Source organism: Streptomyces sp. NPDC005141 (genome assembly GCF_053599975.1).
This window is the reverse complement of sequence record NZ_JBSFYW010000041.1, coordinates 39,959-56,891: the sequence shown is the minus strand read 5'-3', so window position 1 is coordinate 56,891 and position 16,933 is coordinate 39,959. Positions and strand designations below refer to the sequence as shown.

14 protein-coding genes and 3 tRNA genes are annotated in these 16,933 nt (G+C 71.0%); 9 read left to right on the top strand and 8 right to left on the bottom strand.

The annotated features are described in order from the left end of the window. Window positions 1-309 precede the first annotated feature (309 nt). From purD to ACWD68_RS27835, 4 genes are all read left to right on the top strand, one after another. Entirely contained in the window at window positions 310-1,563 is a 1,254-nt protein-coding gene (purD, locus tag ACWD68_RS27850; protein WP_451809202.1) for a phosphoribosylamine--glycine ligase, read from the top strand. A gap of 367 nt (window positions 1,564-1,930) precedes the next feature. Beyond that, entirely contained in the window at window positions 1,931-3,805 is a 1,875-nt protein-coding gene (locus ACWD68_RS27845) for a hypothetical protein (RefSeq protein ID WP_451809221.1), read from the top strand. Window positions 3,806-3,990: 185 nt separating this feature from the next. After that, window positions 3,991-5,520, top strand: a complete 1,530-nt coding sequence (locus ACWD68_RS27840; protein WP_451809201.1) for a N,N-dimethylformamidase beta subunit family domain-containing protein — start codon at window positions 3,991-3,993, stop codon at window positions 5,518-5,520. Window positions 5,521-5,665: 145 nt separating this feature from the next. Next, entirely contained in the window at window positions 5,666-6,565 is a 900-nt protein-coding gene (locus tag ACWD68_RS27835) for a phosphoribosylaminoimidazolesuccinocarboxamide synthase (RefSeq protein WP_451809200.1), read from the top strand. Window positions 6,566-6,693: 128 nt separating this feature from the next. On the opposite strand, the gene ACWD68_RS27830 is transcribed toward ACWD68_RS27835, so the two are convergent. The 8 genes from ACWD68_RS27830 to ACWD68_RS27795 all read right to left on the bottom strand — a co-directional run bounded on the left by ACWD68_RS27830 (window position 6,694) and on the right by ACWD68_RS27795 (window position 11,471). Continuing rightward, window positions 6,694-6,766, bottom strand: a tRNA-Gly gene (locus tag ACWD68_RS27830). Window positions 6,767-6,788: 22 nt separating this feature from the next. After that, window positions 6,789-7,433: a response regulator gene (locus ACWD68_RS27825; protein ID WP_451809199.1), complete on the bottom strand. Its 645-nt coding sequence runs from the start codon at window positions 7,431-7,433 to the stop codon at window positions 6,789-6,791. Further along, window positions 7,430-8,728, bottom strand: coding sequence for a sensor histidine kinase (locus tag ACWD68_RS27820; RefSeq protein ID WP_451809198.1), 1,299 nt, complete (start codon window positions 8,726-8,728; stop codon window positions 7,430-7,432). The genes ACWD68_RS27825 and ACWD68_RS27820 overlap by 4 nt, the downstream gene beginning before the upstream one ends. A gap of 20 nt (window positions 8,729-8,748) precedes the next feature. Continuing rightward, entirely contained in the window at window positions 8,749-9,552 is an 804-nt protein-coding gene (locus ACWD68_RS27815; RefSeq protein WP_451809197.1) for an ABC transporter permease, read from the bottom strand. Further along, the gene (locus ACWD68_RS27810; RefSeq protein WP_451809196.1) at window positions 9,549-10,580 is read right to left on the bottom strand and encodes an ABC transporter ATP-binding protein; all 1,032 of its coding nucleotides are present in this window, start codon (window positions 10,578-10,580) and stop codon (window positions 9,549-9,551) included. The genes ACWD68_RS27815 and ACWD68_RS27810 overlap by 4 nt, the downstream gene beginning before the upstream one ends. Window positions 10,581-10,786: 206 nt before the next feature. Further along, window positions 10,787-10,862, bottom strand: a tRNA-Gly gene (locus tag ACWD68_RS27805). Window positions 10,863-10,941: 79 nt separating this feature from the next. Next, a tRNA-Gly gene (locus tag ACWD68_RS27800) sits at window positions 10,942-11,013 on the bottom strand. A gap of 140 nt (window positions 11,014-11,153) precedes the next feature. Then, window positions 11,154-11,471, bottom strand: coding sequence for a histone-like nucleoid-structuring protein Lsr2 (locus ACWD68_RS27795; RefSeq protein WP_385183000.1), 318 nt, complete (start codon window positions 11,469-11,471; stop codon window positions 11,154-11,156). Window positions 11,472-11,832: 361 nt separating this feature from the next. On the opposite strand from ACWD68_RS27795, the gene purS reads away from it, so the two are divergent. The 5 genes from purS (at window position 11,833) to ACWD68_RS27770 (ending at window position 16,891) form a co-directional block, all read left to right on the top strand. Further along, window positions 11,833-12,096, top strand: a complete 264-nt coding sequence (gene purS / locus ACWD68_RS27790) for a phosphoribosylformylglycinamidine synthase subunit PurS (protein ID WP_005482678.1) — start codon at window positions 11,833-11,835, stop codon at window positions 12,094-12,096. Further along, on the top strand, window positions 12,093-12,773 hold the full coding sequence (gene purQ, locus ACWD68_RS27785) for a phosphoribosylformylglycinamidine synthase subunit PurQ (protein ID WP_451809195.1): 681 nt from the start codon (window positions 12,093-12,095) through the stop codon (window positions 12,771-12,773). Before purS ends, purQ begins: the two co-directional genes overlap by 4 nt. Then, the gene (gene purL, locus ACWD68_RS27780) at window positions 12,770-15,043 is read left to right on the top strand and encodes a phosphoribosylformylglycinamidine synthase subunit PurL (RefSeq protein WP_451809194.1); all 2,274 of its coding nucleotides are present in this window, start codon (window positions 12,770-12,772) and stop codon (window positions 15,041-15,043) included. The genes purQ and purL overlap by 4 nt, the downstream gene beginning before the upstream one ends. 152 nt (window positions 15,044-15,195) lie before the next feature. After that, complete coding sequence (locus tag ACWD68_RS27775) at window positions 15,196-15,993, top strand: sterol carrier family protein (protein WP_451809193.1); 798 nt, start codon at window positions 15,196-15,198, stop codon at window positions 15,991-15,993. A 106-nt stretch (window positions 15,994-16,099) separates the two neighbouring features. Continuing rightward, entirely contained in the window at window positions 16,100-16,891 is a 792-nt protein-coding gene (locus ACWD68_RS27770; RefSeq protein WP_451809192.1) for an META domain-containing protein, read from the top strand. Window positions 16,892-16,933 lie beyond the last annotated feature (42 nt).

Here is a 16,933-nt window from a genome sequence, read left to right as displayed (position 1 = left end):
CCCGAGACCGGCTCCGCTCCCGAGACCGGCTCCGCTCTCGGGATCGGCCTCGCCTTGGGACCGTCTCGCCTTCGGGTCCGGTCCCGCCTTCGGGCCCGGACCCGCGAGTCCAGGAGCAGCCTCGGCTCCCAGAGGTCCCGCCTCCCAGGAGCAGTCTCGGCTCAGAGGGCCCGTCTTCCGGGAGCGACTCTCGGTGACGGTTTCCGGCGCGTCGGGGGCGCCCTGTTTGGAGGATCGCACCAGCTCCGTGGCCCCCTCGCTTCGGAAGCCCCCACAAGGGCACCCCCGCGCGGCGGTTAGGCTGACCCCGTGAAGGTCCTTGTCATCGGTGGCGGCGCCCGCGAACACGCCCTGTGCCGCTCCCTGTCCCTCGACCCCGACGTCACCGCCCTGTACTGCGCTCCCGGGAACGCGGGGATCGCGGAGGTGGCGGAGCTGCACGCGGTCGACGCCCTCGACGGCGCCGCCGTGGCCAAGCTGGCCACGGAGCTCGGCGCCGAACTGGTGATCGTGGGCCCGGAGGCCCCGCTGGTCGCCGGTGTCGCCGACGCCGTGCGCGCGGCGGACATCCCCTGCTTCGGTCCCTCTCGGGAGGCCGCGCAGCTGGAGGGCTCCAAGGCGTTCGCGAAGGACGTGATGGCGGGTGCCGGCGTCCCCACGGCACGCTCGTACGTCTGCGCGACGCCGGAGGAGGTCGAGGAGGCGCTCGACGCGTTCGGAGCGCCGTACGTCGTGAAGGACGACGGACTGGCCGCCGGCAAGGGCGTCGTCGTGACGGACGACCTCGACGCGGCGCGCGCACACGCCAACGCCTGCGACCGCGTCGTCATCGAGGAGTTCCTCGACGGCCCCGAGGTCTCCCTCTTCGCGATCACCGACGGCACGACCGTCGTCCCGCTCCAGCCCGCCCAGGACTTCAAGCGCGCGCTGGACGGCGACGAAGGCCCGAACACCGGCGGCATGGGCGCGTACTCGCCGCTGCCCTGGGCGGACCCGAAGCTCGTCGAGGAGGTCATGGAGACCGTCCTCCAGCCGACCGTCGACGAACTGCGCCGCCGCGGCACACCCTTCTCCGGCCTGCTGTACGCCGGTCTGGCGATCACCAGCCGTGGCGTGCGGGTCATCGAGTTCAACGCCCGCTTCGGCGACCCCGAGACCCAGGTCGTCCTCGCCCGCCTGAAGACCCCGCTCGCCGGTGTCCTGCTGGCGTCAGCGAACGGCACCCTCGTCGATCTCGAACCGCTGCGCTGGAGCGAGAAGGCCGCAGTGACCGTGGTCGTGGCCTCGCACAATTACCCGGACACCCCGCGTACCGGCGACCCGATCACCGGGCTCGACGACGTGGCCGCCGAGGACGCCCCGCACGCGTACGTCCTGCACGCCGGCACCCGGCACGAGGGCGGAGCGGTGGTGAGCGCGGGCGGTCGCGTGCTGTCCGTCACGGCGATCGGATCGGGTCTCACCGAGGCCCGCGAGCGCGCCTACACGGCCGTCGCCCGCATCGGACTCGAGGGCTCGCAGCACCGCACGGACATCGCGGCCAAAGCGGCGGCGGAGGCCTAGCCCCAGGTTCCCCATAGCATCACCGGGCCCCGGATTCCGTACGGAATCCGGGGCTCTGTCGTGAGAGAACCGGCCACTTCCACCTGCGGGTTTCTGTACGGAACCGGGGGCCTGGTCATGGCCCGCCGTCATCCACCTTTCCCCAGAGCCATTCCATCGAGTGACCGATGCCCCAACCGGCTGACGAGGGCCGAGGCCCCAACTAGGGTGCGGCGAAAGCATTCCGGCACTTGGCCCACCGGCATTGCGATGTCGGTGGCGGGTGCCACAGTGGGGGAGTGAGCAACGCCAGGGCATCCGTCGGCACCGGCAGTGGAAAGGCCGGGGCCCGGCGGACAATAGGGGGTGACGTCCGGTCGTGACCGGTATGGGTGTGGAGGTGGGCGCGCAGACCGCGCGCTCCCGGGCTCTCGCTGTGCTGCGCGTCCGCAGCAGGGCGCTGGCCGTCGCCCTGCTGCCCGCGGCCGCGGCCGTCGTGCTGCTCGTCGGTGGCTCCACCGGCCGTATTACCGGCGAGCCCTGGGGGACCGCGCGGTGGATCGTGACGATCGTCGCCGTTGTCGTCCTCCTGGCGGCGGCGGGCATCGCGCTCGTCGTGGCCCGTGCCCGGCCCGCGATGAGCCCCACGGTCCCGGTCTCCGAGTCATCGGCCCCCGATCTCTACCGGATGGTCCGTGACCTGGCCGACCGTCTCGACGTACCGGCCCCCTCGGCGATAGCGCTCACCCCGGACTGCGACAGCTGGCTCGAGGACCGCACCCACCGGGCGCACGGCCGGTCCTCGTCGGGCAGCGGGGACGCGTCGGACCGCCCGGACGACGGGCGGGGCACCCTGGCCGGCGGCCGGGGAGTGCCCGGACTGACGAACCGTGCCCGCCGAGCCCCCGCCACCCCCGTCCTCGTCATCGGTTCCCCCTTCCTGTGGTGGATGCGGGTCGGCGAGCTGCGGGCGGTCCTCGCCCCGGTCGTCGCCGGTACGGGCCCGTCGGCGCACCCGGACATAGCCGCGGCCCGCCGTTTCGTACGGGGCCTGGACGCGGCCGTGGCCGTGGCCTCGGCACCCGGCCGCGGCCCGCTGTCCCGCACGGTCCTGGCCGGTGTGGGCTGGGTGACCCGTCTTCTGCTGCGCAGCTGCCGGGGCCATGCCGCCGAGATGGAGCGGGGTGTGGCGGCCGCGGCGGCCGAGCGCGCACAGGCTGTGGACTACGGCGTGCGGATCGTCGCCCAGGAACAGGTGGGTCTGGCGTACGCGGGCTGGGACCGGCTGCTGACCCGTGTCGCGCTGCCCGCCTGGCGCATGGGCCGCTGGCCCTCGCGGCTGGACGTGGGCGTCGTCGCGGCGCTGACCGAGCTGTCCCGCCGCGACCGCCTGGCCGAGGGCTTCACCTCCCGCCTCGGCGAACGCCCCGCCTGCGACCTGCTCGAGGAGCCCGGCACCGTGGACGAGGCGGCTTCGCTGCTCGCCGCCCGCCTCTTTCACGGCGGCCCCGCCGAGGCCGGCCCCGACTGGGCGCCGGTCGACTGGCAGGACTACCCGGACGAGGTCGTCGACCGTAAGTGGCGTACGGACGCGGCCCGCCTCCACCGTGTCCTGGACGTGCTCGGCGTCCGGCACCCCGCCGACCCCGCGCTGCCCGAGGCGGACGGCCCGACGCTGGCCCGGGTGATGGACCATCTGACCGCACCGACGGAGCACCTGTCCGCACCGGCGGACGACAGGATCGCCGCGGCCCCGGCCCCCGACCCGGATGCCGCCCTCGCCGTGCACCGCACGGAGGCGTACGGGGAGATGGGCATCGCGGAGAGCGACGACCCGGACCTCGCCGTGGGGAACGAACGGTCGGCCGCTCTCGCGACCGGGCTCACCGCGGAACTGGCCCGCGAGGAGGCGTCCGTCCCGGCCCCGCATCCGCCCGCCGGGGGCGCCGAGCAGCAGGGCCCCGACCACGCCCTCTGGGACGACGGGATGCTTCCGCTGTTCCCCCTCCAGCCGCCCCGCACCGGTCGCGAGCTGCTGGCCGACCACGTCACGGCCATGGTCTGCTGCGCCGCGATGGACACCGCCGGGGCGACCCCCGGACTCGACTGGCTGGACGGCCCGTCCCTCCTCGTCGCGGGGGAACGGGCCGCCGACCTCGGCCCCCGGGTCCTCACCCTGATAGAGACCGGTGATCCGGCGCCCCTGCGGGACTGGCTCCGTCACCTCGGCGTCCGCCCGGAGAAGCCGGTCCGCCTGGTCTGACGCCCTTCCGGCGGCCGGTCCCCGCTGTTCGCCGTCGCCTCCGCCCCGGTGGAGGCAGCCGTTCCACTCACGTCAATTCGCGACGAACGGTGACGGACTGCGTGCGTAATGTGATGTGCTGGGACCGATCGCGCACAGCGCAAGGGCTTACCAGTGCGACGGGGGCACCAGGGAGGGGAGCAGGCATGGGATCGGAGCAGATCCGCCGCTGGGAGTCGGGAGCACTCGCGCACGCCGTCACGGACCCCTTCGGCCAGGGTCCCGTTCCCTGGCTCCGCGGCAGTGAGACCTATTTCGACGACACCGGCCATGTCGTCCCCTGGTACCTGGACACCGACGTGGCCCAGCCGCCGCACCCGGCGACCGGCGCCTCCAGGATCCCGGCCCCGCGCACCACCCCCGGCACCCGCGCGCGCTCCGGCACCGGAGGCCCCCGCTCCGCGGACGACGTCCATCGCCAGATCAAGGGCTTCACCACCACGGGTGCCGCCGCTCCCGGCGAGTCCATCGACTTCCATGTCACCGTGGATCCGCCGCAGGAGTTCAGCGTCGACATCTACCGCATCGGCCACTACGGCGGGGACGGCGCCAGCAAGATCACCACGAGCCCGCGTCTCTCCGGGATCGTCCAGCCACCGCCGCTCACGGCCGACCGCACCGTCTCCTGCCACCACTGGTGGCTGTCCTGGCGCCTCCAGATCCCGTCCTACTGGAGCGTCGGCGCCTATGTCGCCGTCCTCACCACCGCCGACGGCTACCGCTCGCACGTCCCTTTCACCGTCCGCAATCACCAGACGGCCGACCTGCTCCTGCTGCTCCCGGACATCACCTGGCAGGCGTACAACCTGTACCCGGAGGACGGCCACACCGGCGCCAGCCTCTACCACGCCTGGGACGAGGACGGCCGTCTGCTCGGTGAGGCCGACGCCGCGACGACCGTCTCCTTCGACCGCCCGTACGCGGGCGCGGGCCTCCCCCTCCATGTGGGCCACGCCTACGACTTCATCCGCTGGGCGGAGCGTTACGGCTACGACCTCGCGTACGCCGACGCCCGCGACCTGCACGCCGGACGCGTCGATCCCACCCGCTACCGCGGCCTGGTCTTCCCGGGCCACGACGAGTACTGGTCGCCGCAGATGCGCCGCACCGCGGAACTCGCCCGCGAACACGGCACCTCGCTCGTCTTCCTCTCCGCCAACACCATGTACTGGCAGGTGGAGTTGGGTCCGTCCCCCTCGGGTGTGGCCGACCGGCTGCTGACCTGCCGGAAGCGCCGGGGTCCCGGCAGGCCCGCCCTGTGGCGCGAGATCGACCGCCCGGAGCAGCAGCTCATCGGCATCCAGTACGCGGGACGCGTCCCCGAGCCGCACCCCCTGATCGTCCGCAACGCCGACCACTGGCTGTGGGAGGCGACCGGCGCGCACGAGGGCGACGAAGTGGCGGGCATGGTCGCCGGTGAGGCGGACCGTTACTTCCCGCGCACCCCACTGCCGGAGCACCAGGGCCGGATCCTTCTCGCGCACTCCCCGTACCCGGACAGCGAGGGCACTGCCCGGCATCAGGAGACCTCGCTCTACCGGGCCCCGTCCGGCGCCCTGGTCTTCGCGTCCGGAACGTTCGCGTGGTCTCCGGCCCTCGATCGCCCCGGCCACGTGGACCCGCGTATCCAGCGAGCGACCGCCAATCTCCTCGACCGCATCTGCAAACACGACTGAAACCCGGCGGGGGAAGTCCGGCCGAGGCGCATCCCACCAGGCCCGCTTCGCGCACACCGAGGCCCGCACATCACGCCCCCTGTCCGAACCCGCTCGTCCCATACGGGAGAATCGAGTCACTTGGACAGAACCACGGGGAGGAACCGTGTCCGGATTCGTCGAAAAGCCCGAGCCCCTCCAGGTGTCGGGTCTGGTACATCTGCACACCGGCAAGGTGCGCGACCTGTACCAGAACGAGGCGGGCGACCTCGTGATGGTCGCCAGCGACCGCATCTCCGCCTACGACTGGGTTCTCCCCACCGAGATCCCCGACAAGGGCCGCACGCTCACCCAGCTCTCCCTGTGGTGGTTCGATCAGCTCTCCGAACTGGCGCCCAACCACGTGCTGAGCACCGAACTCCCACCGGGCGCCCCCGCCGACTGGGCCGGCCGCACCCTGATCTGCAAGTCCCTGCGGATGGCCCCGGTCGAATGCGTCGCCCGCGGCTACCTGACCGGCTCGGGCCTCGTCGAGTACAACGAGTCCCGCACCGTCTGCGGCCTCGCGCTCCCCGAGGGCCTCGTCGACGGCTCGGAACTCCCCGCGCCGATCTTCACCCCCGCCACCAAGGCCGCGGTCGGCGAACACGACGAGAACGTCTCGTACGAGGAGGTCGCCCGTCAGGTCGGCGCCGACACCGCCGCCGAACTGCGCCAGGCGACCCTCGCCGTCTACGGCCGCGCCCGCGACATCGCCCGTGGGCGGGGCATCATCCTCGCGGACACGAAGTTCGAGTTCGGCTACGAGGGGGAGACCCTGGTCCTCGCCGACGAGGTGCTGACCCCCGACTCCTCGCGCTTCTGGCCCGCCGACGTGTGGGAGCCGGGCCACGCGCAGCCGTCCTTCGACAAGCAGTACGTCCGTGACTGGCTGACCTCCGCGGAATCCGGCTGGGACCGCAAGAGCGAGCAGCCGCCGCCCGCCCTGCCCGAGCACGTCGTGGAAGCCACCCGCGCCAAGTACATCGAGGCCTACGAGCGTCTGACGGGCATCAGCTGGTCCTGACCCCACCCCGGGCCCGGCCGACGGCCGGGCCCGGCAACCACCCGGGCCGGACGGTCCGGAGAATCTCCGGCCCCGGCCGGAGCACACGAAGAAGCCCCCGACCTGAGGTCGGGGGCTTCTCTTTCCGGAGCGGACGACCAGGTTCGAACTGGCGACCTCAACCTTGGCAAGGTTGCGCTCTACCAACTGAGCTACGTCCGCATGCGCCGTGGCGCGAGAGCCACTATACCCAACCTCGCTCCCGCGCGAGACGCACCGCGGCGTGACGATTCTCCGCGCCCAGCTTGGACACGGCCGACGACAGGTAGTTCCGTACAGTCCCCTGGGACAGCGCGGCCCGCTCCGCGATCTCCGCCACGGGCGCCCCGTCGGCGGCCAATTCGAGCACCTCGGCCTCGCGCGCGGTCAGCGGCGAGTCCCCGGCGGAGATCGCGTCGGCGGCCAACTCCGGGTCCACATAACGGTTTCCCGCGTGCACTGTACGGATGATCTCCGCAAGCCGCCGCGCACTGACCGTCTTCGGGACGAACCCGCGTACACCCGCCGTAAGCGCCCGCTTCAGATGCCCCGGCCGCCCGTGACTCGTCACGATCAGCACCTGGCAGCCCGGCAGTTCGGCCCGCAGGGATGTGGCCACGCTCACACCGTCCGCCCCGGGCATCTGAAGATCCAGGACGGCGACATCGGGCACGTGCGCCCGCGCCATCGCCAGCGCCTCCGGTCCGGTCGCCGCCTCGGCCACCACGACCAGGTCGTCCTCCAGCCCGAGCAGCGCGGCCAGAGCTCCCCGGATCAGATGCTCGTCGTCGGCGAGCAGCAGCCGCACGGGAGGTGCGGGCGTCGACGCGCCCGGCGACACGGCCGTCATGGGGTGACCTCTTTCATCTGGTGCGGAACGGACGAGAGGGACGGCCGTTCTCCGTCCGGGGCGGGCGACAGAGGTACGTCCGCCGTCAGCCGGAACACTCCACCGCTCGCGCCGGCCCGCAGTACGCCGTCCACCTCCCCCAGCCGCTCCCGCAGTCCCACGAGCCCGGAGCCTCTCCGCTGCCCCGAGCCCCCGTCCGGCCCGGGGACCGGCTCCGTCCCGTCCGGCGCCCCGTCGTTCTCGATGGTGAGGGTCACCCGCTCCTCCGTCACCCGCAGGGCCAGCGCGCAGCTTCTGGCGTCCCCGTGCCGCAGCACATTCGTGGTCGCTTCCCGGACGACCCAGCCGAGCGCCGACTGGACCTGCGCGGGCAGGTCCGTGGCCGTGCCGGTGATCTGGCAGTCGATGCCCGCCGCGGTCAGCACGCCCTGCGCTCCCGCCAGTTCGGTGGCCAGGTCGGCATCGCGGTATCCCCGTACGACCTCACGCACCTCCCGCTGGGACTCCCGGGCTATCCGCTGCACCTCGGTCATCTGGTCCACGGCCTCGGTGCGCCCCCGCCTGGCCAGCTGCACCGCGAGTTCGCTCTTGAGAGCGATCACCGCGAGGTTGCGGCCCATCACGTCGTGCAGATCGCGGCCGAAGCGCAGCCGCTCCTCGGCGACGGCGAGCCGGGCGCGGGTCTCGCGGGCCTCGTCGAGTTCGTAGACGGCGTTGAGCAGCCAGACGGAGAAGGCCGCGGTGAAGGTCAGGAATCCGGCGGTGAGCAGGACCAGAACGGCGGTGATCAGCGCGGCAGGGCCCGCGAAGCCGAGGGGCAGGGAGAGAGCGCCGGCACCCGCGGACGCACCGAGCACGGCACAGGCCATCCGGCGTCTGTCGCGTGTCCCGAGCGCGAGCGTGCCCGTGCCGAACGCCGTGACACCGACGAACAGGGAGGAGGCGACCAGGAACTCGCCGTCGCTCGCCGGGCGCCAGGGCGTGCCGGAGAGGACGACCCCCACGACGGCCACCACGCAGGTGCCCACGGCGAGTGAGAGCAGCGTCCGCCCGAGCTGCTCGCGGGTGCCGCGCGCCCGGTCCAGCGCCCGCGAGGCGGTCACCGCGCAGAGCGCGGAGTGCCCGCACACCAGCAGGAAGAGGGTCCAGGACCGTGCCGTCGACACGTTCCCGAAGATGGGCAGCCCGATCGAGACGGCCTCGATCACGGCGAAGAAGTGGAACGACCACCGTGTGTACGTCTCGACCTTCGCGGGTGTGCTCTTGCCCCGCCACCAGCCGGCCGGCCTGGTCATGCCCACCCCCGCGTCCGTGGTCACCGCCGAGGTTCCCAGCGGAACCACCGTCGTACAGCAAACACCGCGATCACGGTCCAGGCCACCGCGATGACGACGGCGCCCGCGGTGTCGTGGGCGGAGAGGTGCCCGGCCCAGCCGCCGCGGATCAGGGTGATCACCGGGGTGAGGGGCAGCAGTTCGCAGAAGGAGGCCATGCCGTCGGGCAGCATGTCCAGGGGGACGAAGGTCCCGGAGCCGGCCAGCGACACCAGGGTAAGGGGCGTGGCCGCGACCTGGGCGCCCTCGATGCTCCGGCTGAAGCCGGCGGTGACGGCCGCGAGGGCGGGCCAGGTGACGAGCGCCAACAGCAGCCCCAGCAGGACGAGATGGGGTGACCTGGGTGCTCCGACACCGAGCGTCACCTGACAGGCGACGGTCAGGATCATGCACTGGGCGAGGCCGATCGCCACCGAGGGCAGCGCGGCGCCCGCGAGGATCTCCGTGTCCCGCAGTTCACCGGTACGCAGCCGCTTGAGGACGAGTTCTTCTCGGCGGGCCGCGTACACGGTCACCAGGGAGCCGTAGACGGCGAAGAGGAGCGAGAAGCCGATGGCGGAGGGGAGCAGGATCGCGCCGACGGTGAGTCCGGTGCCCTTCAGGTTCATCTGGTCGACGGTCGAGCGGAGCGTGAACGGCAACGTCAGCGGTACGAACAGCGCCGCGGCCAGCGTCGCCTTGGTGCGGCCGAGCAGTGTCAGCTCGGCGCGGGCCAGCGCGATCGTCCGTCCCGCGGTGGTGGTCCCGGCCGTGCCGGTACCGGTCGTGACTGCAGTTCCGGTCATGCCGCTGTCCCCCTGTTCCGCGTGTCCGCGATCGGCCCCGCCGTCCTCGCGCCGGGTGGTCCCGCCGCCGTTGTGCGCTCCGCGTCCCGCGTTCCCGCCTCGCGCGCGATCCGCAGGAACGCCTCCTCCAGGGAGGCCGGGCGCACATCGAGCCCCCGCAGCTCGACCCGCGCCCGCTCGGCCCACACCAGCAGGGCGGTCGCCGTCCGTTGCAGCTCGTTGGTGCGCAGCTTGATCACACGGCCCGCCGTCTCATGACCGCTCACACCGAGTTCGGCCAGCGGGGGCAGGTCGCCGGGGAAGTAGCCGTCGGGCAGTTCGAAGGAGATGCGCGAGGGCTGGGAGGCGGTGACCTCGGCCGGGGTGCCGATGGCCGCGATGTGTCCTTCGTGGAGTATCGCCAGCCGGTCGGCGAGTTCCGCCGCCTCTTCCAGGTAGTGGGTGGTCAGCAGGACCGTGGTCCCGCCGTCGCGCAGCTCGCGCACCAACTCCCAGGTGCTCCGGCGGCCTTCCACGTCGAGGCCGGTCGTCGGCTCGTCGAGGAAGAGGACCTCGGGGCGGCCGAGCAGCGCGAGCGCCAGGTCCAGGCGGCGCTTCTCACCCCCGGACAACTGCTTCACGCGCACGTCGGACCGGTGCGCGAGGCCGACCAGCTCCAGTGCCTGTTCGGCGGGCCGGGCTCCGCTGGTGCACGCCGCCCACATGCGGATCGTCTCCGCGGCTGTCAGCTCGGACGGGAAGCCGCCTTCCTGCAGCATCATGCCGATGCGGGGCCGTACGGCCGCCCGGTCCGTGTAGGGATCGTGCCCGAGGACCCGTACGCGTCCGCCGGCCGGGGGAGCGAGACCCTCGATCAGCTCGACGGTGGATGTCTTTCCCGCGCCGTTGGTACCGAGGAGAGCGAAGAGCTCACCGCGGCCCACGGAGAAGGTGACTCCGCGCACCGCCTCGAAATCTCTTCCGTCGCCCCCGTACACGCGCCGCAGATCAGTGACCTCGATCACGTCATCGTGCTCGTTCGTGTTCATGAAATCAGCGTCCCGGCGGACGGGTTCCGGCAGCAGTGCGCGGTGTCATCACTCCGCATGACAAATGTCAGACGGCACCCTGCGCGAGGGGGCGGCGATACGTGGGAGGACACCGATACGCGTGCGGACATCCGCGCCCCGGACGAAGATCCGGCCTACGCGAACACGAGAAAGACCCCGGTCGACTGACCGGGGCCTTTGCCTGCTGGAGCGGACGACGAGGCTCGAACTCGCGACCTCAACCTTGGCAAGGTTGCGCTCTACCAACTGAGCTACGTCCGCATTGCCTCCGACCGGCTTTCACCGATCGGTGCGAGCACCACCCTACCTGATCCACAACTGTGGTCGGTAAGAGATGCAGAGCGGGTGACAGGAATTGCACACTGCGCCTTCCCCCTGGAAGGGGGATGTTCTGCTACTGAACTACACCCGCAAGACTCCTCGGTTCCGGTCTTTCGACCGTGTCCCTCGGCGTGTTCCAGACTCTAGCTGATCTGCGGGGGGTCAGCGCAAGTCGGTTGTTCCGGGGGTCCGGTGGAGGGGTCTGCGGGCACCCCGCGCGGGGGCGCCGGCTCAGTGCGCCTCGGCGAACGCCTCGTAGACCTTCTTGGGGATCCGGCCGCGCGGCGGCACGTCCATCTTGTTGGAGCGGGCCCAGGCGCGGACCGCGGCCGGGTCTGGCGTCAGCGCGGTGTGCGTGTACGCCTTCCCGGACTTCGACTGCTTGCGGCCGGCCTCGAGGTAGGGCGCGAGCACCTTACGCAGTTTCTTGGCATTGGCTGGATTGAGGTCGATCTCGTACGACTTGCCGTCGAGTCCGAAGGCGATCGTCTCCGCCGCTTCCGAGCCGTCGATGTCGTCAAAGAGAGTGACCACGACACGCTGCGCCACGAATATCGGTCCCTTCGTGCGACACCTCTGCGATCAACGGTCATGACGTGCGTGGACGTCACGGAGTTGTCGGGGAGATGTCGGCTGTCCGGCTGTTATCGAGCAAAGTATCGGCTATTGCCAATTCCTTTGTACAGTGCCCGGCATTGCATTGTGAAGCCCGACTAAATCCTTCCGCGTGTCCGCAGGCAATGGGGTCCTGCCGCTCTTCTGCGGTTTTTCCCAGGATTTTCCGTGCATGCCCCCGCGCCGATGCGGGATCGTGATCGGGGTCACGTAGGATTCTACGAATCTACGCGAGTAGAAATTTTGTACGGGTAGTCTGAAGGGACCTGCTCAGCACCACACACCGGGAGTGCCAGTGGCACGCGTCGTAGTCGACGTCATGCTCAAGCCGGAGATCCTCGACCCCCAGGGCCAGGCGGTGCAGCGTGCACTGCCGCGCCTCGGTTTCGAAGGTGTCTCCGACGTCCGTCAGGGAAAGCGATTCGAACTGGAAGTGGACGGACCGGTGGACGACGCCGCGCTCGCCCGCATCCATGAACTGGCGGAATCCTTCCTCGCCAACACCGTGATCGAGGACTTCACCGTCAAGGTCGAGGAAGTCGCGGAGGCCGGAAAGTGACCGCTCGTATTGGAGTCGTCACCTTTCCGGGCAGCCTCGACGACCGCGACACGCAGCGCGCGATCAAGCTGGCCGGTGCCGAACCCGTCGCTCTCTGGCACAAGGACAAGGACCTCAAGCAGGTCGACGCCGTGGTGCTGCCCGGCGGTTTCTCGTACGGCGACTATCTGCGGGCGGGCGCCATCTCGCGCTTCTCGCCGGTGATGGAGACCGTCATCGAGCAGGCGAAGTCCGGAATGCCGGTTCTCGGCATCTGCAACGGCTTCCAGGTCCTCACCGAGGCGCACCTTCTCCCGGGCGCGATGCTCGGCAACAACCACCTCCACTTCATCTGCCGCGACCAGAAGCTGCGGGTGGAGAACGCGGAGACCGCCTGGACCGCCGACTACGCGTCCGGCCAGGAGATCCACATCCCGCTGAAGAACATGGACGGGCGGTACGTCGCTGACGAGCACACGCTCGACATGCTGGAGGCGGAAGGCCGGGTCGCGTTCCGTTACGTGGACGTCAACCCGAACGGCTCGCTGCGTGACATCGCCGGCATCACGAACGAGGCGGGCAATGTCGTCGGTCTGATGCCGCACCCGGAGCACGCCGTCGAGCCCCTCGTCGGCTCCGGCCGCACCGACGGCCTCCCCTTCTTCACCTCGATCCTCAAGAAGCTGGTCAACGCATGAGCCGCACGCCTCTGGACACGGTCGAGAACGCGGCCGCGACCCCCGATGTCGAGCTGCCCTGGGCCGAACTGGGCCTGAAGAAGGACGAGTACGAGCGCGTCGTCGAGATCCTCGGCCGCCGGCCCACCGGCGCCGAGCTCGCCATGTACTCCGTCATGTGGTCCGAGCACTGCTCCTACAAGTCCTCGAAGGTCCACCTGCGCCAGTTCGGCGAGAAGGCCCCGCAGTCCGACGCGCTGCTCGTCGGCATCGGCGAGAACGCCGGTGTCGTCGACGTCGGCCAGGGCTACGCGGTCACCTTCAAGGTCGAGTCGCACAACCACCCGTCGTACGTCGAGCCCTACCAGGGCGCGGCCACCGGCGTCGGCGGCATCGTGCGCGACATCATCGCCATGGGCGCCCGGCCGGTCGCGGTCGTCGACCCGCTGCGCTTCGGCGCGGCCGACCACCCCGACACCAAGCGCGTCCTCCCGGGCGTCGTCGCGGGCATCGGCGGCTACGGCAACTGTCTGGGCCTGCCCAACATCGGCGGCGAGGTCGTCTTCGACGCCTGCTACCAGGGCAACCCGCTGGTCAACGCCGGTGCCATCGGCGTCATGCGGCACGAGGACATCCACCTCGCGAAGGCGTCGGGCACGGGCAACAAGGTCATCCTGTACGGGGCCCGCACGGGCGGCGACGGCATCGGCGGCGCGTCGATCCTCGCCTCGGAGACCTTCGACGACGCCAAGCCGTCGAAGCGTCCCGCCGTCCAGGTCGGTGACCCCTTCCAGGAGAAGCTCCTCATCGAGTGCACCCTGGAGGCCTTCGCCGAGAAGCTGGTCGTCGGCATCCAGGACCTCGGCGCGGCCGGTCTGTCCTGCGCCACCAGCGAGTTGGCGTCCAACGGCTCCGGCGGCATGCGCGTCACCCTGGACGACGTACCGCTGCGCGACTCCACGCTCTCGCCCGAGGAGATCCTCATGAGCGAGTCGCAGGAACGCATGTGCGCGGTCGTCGAGCCGGCGAAGGTCGACCGCTTCCTGGAGATCTGCGACAAGTGGGACGTCATCGCCACCGTCATCGGTGAGGTCACCGACGGCGACCGCCTGGAGATCTTCTGGCACGGCGGCAAGATCGTCGACGTCGACCCGCGCACGGTCGCGCACGACGGCCCGGTCTACGAGCGCCCCTACGCCCGTCCGTCCTGGCAGGACGCCCTCCAGGCCGACGACGCGGGCAAGCTGCCCCGCCCGACGACGGGCGAGGAGCTGAAGGACCAGGTCCTCCGGCTGGTCTCCTCCCCGAACCAGGCCTCCAAGTCCTGGATCACCTCCCAGTACGACCACTTCGTGCAGGGCAACACGGTGCTGGCGCAGCCCGAGGACTCGGGCATGATCCGCATCGACGAGGAGACCGGGCTCGGCGTCGCCATCGCGACCGACGGCAACGGCCGCTACGCCAAGCTCGACCCGTACGCGGGCGCGCAGCTGGCCCTCGCCGAGGCGTACCGGAACGTCGCCACCACCGGTGCCAAGCCGCTCGCCGTCTCCGACTGTCTGAACTTCGGCTCGCCCGAGGACCCGGCCGTCATGTGGCAGTTCGCCGAGGCGATCCGCGGTCTGGCCGACGCCTGCCAGCAGCTGGGCACCCCGGTGACCGGCGGCAACGTCTCGCTGTACAACCAGACCGGCGAGGTCGCCATCCACCCGACTCCGGTCGTGGCCGTGCTGGGCGTCATCGACGACGTCGCCCGCCGCACCCCGGTCGCCTTCCAGGAAGAGGGCCAGCTCCTCTACCTGCTCGGTGACACCCGCGAGGAGTTCGGCGGTTCGGCCTGGTCGCAGGTCGTGCACGACCACCTCGGCGGTCTGCCGCCGAAGGTCGACCTGGAGCGCGAGCGGCTGCTCGCCGAGATCCTCATCTCGGCCTCCCGCGACGGCATGATCGACTCCGCGCACGACCTGTCCGACGGCGGTCTGGTCCAGGCCGTGGTCGAGTCGGCGCTGCACGGCCGCAAGGGCGCGCGGCTGATCGTGCCCGACGGTCTCGACGCGTTCACCTTCCTCTTCTCGGAGTCGGCGGGCCGCGCGGTCGTCGCCGTCCCGCGTTCGGAGGAGCTCCGCTTCAACGACATGTGCGGTGCCCGGGGCCTGCCCGTCACCCGCATCGGGGTGGTCGACGGCATCGAGTCCGACGCGGCGGTGATCGACGTCCAGGGCGAGTTCGCGCTCTCCCTGGCCGAGCTGCGGACGGCCCACGAGGGGACGATCCCGGCGCTGCTGGCGTAACCCGGTTGTGCGTACGAAGGCCCCGTCCGGGTTTCCGGGCGGGGCCTTCGCCTGTCCCGGGTCGTCCGAACCCGGCCCCCGGACAGGAGACCCCGAGACCCGGAGACGAAAATGCCGACGACCGCCCGTCCCCCGGTTCTAGGGTGAGGATCATGCCCCCGGTCAAGAAGCGCGCCCGCACGTACGACTCCGCCAAGATCCGCACCGCGGTCCTCGCGCAGTTCGGGAACGTACGAGAAGGCGTCCGCGCCCTGAGCGAGGAGCAGTTGGCGCTCCCCACGCACCTCGGCGCGTGGACCGTGCGGGAGCTGGCCGCACACGTCACCATGGCCGTCGAGACCGTGAGCCGGAACCTCGACCGGCCGGAGCCCGCCACCAGGGAACTCGCGCTGCTCGACTGGCCGTTCGCCACCGCCGCGCGGGCCGGGGACATCGCCGACGACAGCCGCGACCTCGCGGAGCGGAATCCGGACCTCGACGCGCTGTACGCCCGTACCGAGCGGCGGATCACCGAGCGTCTGGCCACCGCTCCGGACGGCCGGCTCCTCGCCACGCGCACCGGCGCCATGACCCTCGCCGACTACCTGGTCACCCGGACCGTCGAACTCGTCGTCCACACCGACGACCTGAACCGCGCGGTGCCGGGCCTCGACATCCCGTACGACCGCCAGGCCCTCGCCGCCTGCACCCGCCTGCTCGCCGACGCGATCGCCGTGAAGGCGCCCGGCGCGTCGACGGAGGTCAGGATCCCGCCGTACGCCGTCGTGCAGTGCGTGGAAGGGCCCCGGCACACTCGTGGCACCCCGCCGAACGTCGTCGAGACGGACCCGCTGACCTGGATCCGGCTCGCGACGGGACGTACGGAGTGGAAGGCGGCGCTGGACGACGCGAAGGTCAGTGCCGGCGGCGAGCGCGCCGACCTGGGCGGACTGCTCCCCCTGATGGGCTGACCCTCCCGTACAGGCACCCGTGTCGACCCAGGCACCCGTGGGCGGGCCCGTCGGAGACTCCGGCCCCGACGGGAACCAACACCCCCACCCGTCCCGTCACATCGGCATGGACAAGCAGCGAACGACCCTCAGTGTCCTGACCCTGCTTCCCCTTGCCGTGGCGTGCGGCAGTCAGACGACGGGGAGCGGCTCCGCCCGGACGGACGCGGCACCGGTGACCGGCGTCCACTGGACGGTCGACAGCCTCACCGTGGACGGAAAGACCGCGCGGGCCCCGTCCGGCGCGTATCTGAAGATCGACGAGGACGGTCGCGTCAGCGGCAACCTCGGCTGCAACGGATTCGGCTCGAAGGCCACCGTCAAGGGCGACCGTGTCGAGTTCGGCGAGATCCAGACGACCGACATGGGCTGTGAGAAGGGCCCGATGAGCTTCGAGCGGAGCCTGAGCCGCACGTTCGCGGACGAGAGCGCGTTCACGACGAAGACCGACGGCGACCGGCTGACGCTCACCGCGGACAGCGGCGACAGGGTCAGCCTCACCAAGGAGCGGGACGCGCCCCTGCGCGGGACGAAGTGGACGGTCACGGCACTCGGTGACACGAACGTGGCCCAGTCGCTCCCGAAGGGCGCCGAGGTGTACTTCGTCCTCGGCGAGAACGGGACCTTCGACGGACGCCTCGGCTGCAACCACGCGTCCGCCCAGGCCACCGTGAGCGACGGACATATCACCCTCGGCCCGGTCAGGACCACCCGCATGATGTGCCAAGGCTCACTCATGAGGACCGAGAAGTCGCTGCTGAAGCTCTTCGACGGCAGGGTCGCCTACGACTTGGATCATCGTGGCATCACGCTGACCAGCGAAAACGGCGCTTTCGTCAGTGCGGTGGCCGACGAGTGATCCATTAAGGCGCCGAATCCCCAATTCGGACCAGTGGTCGAT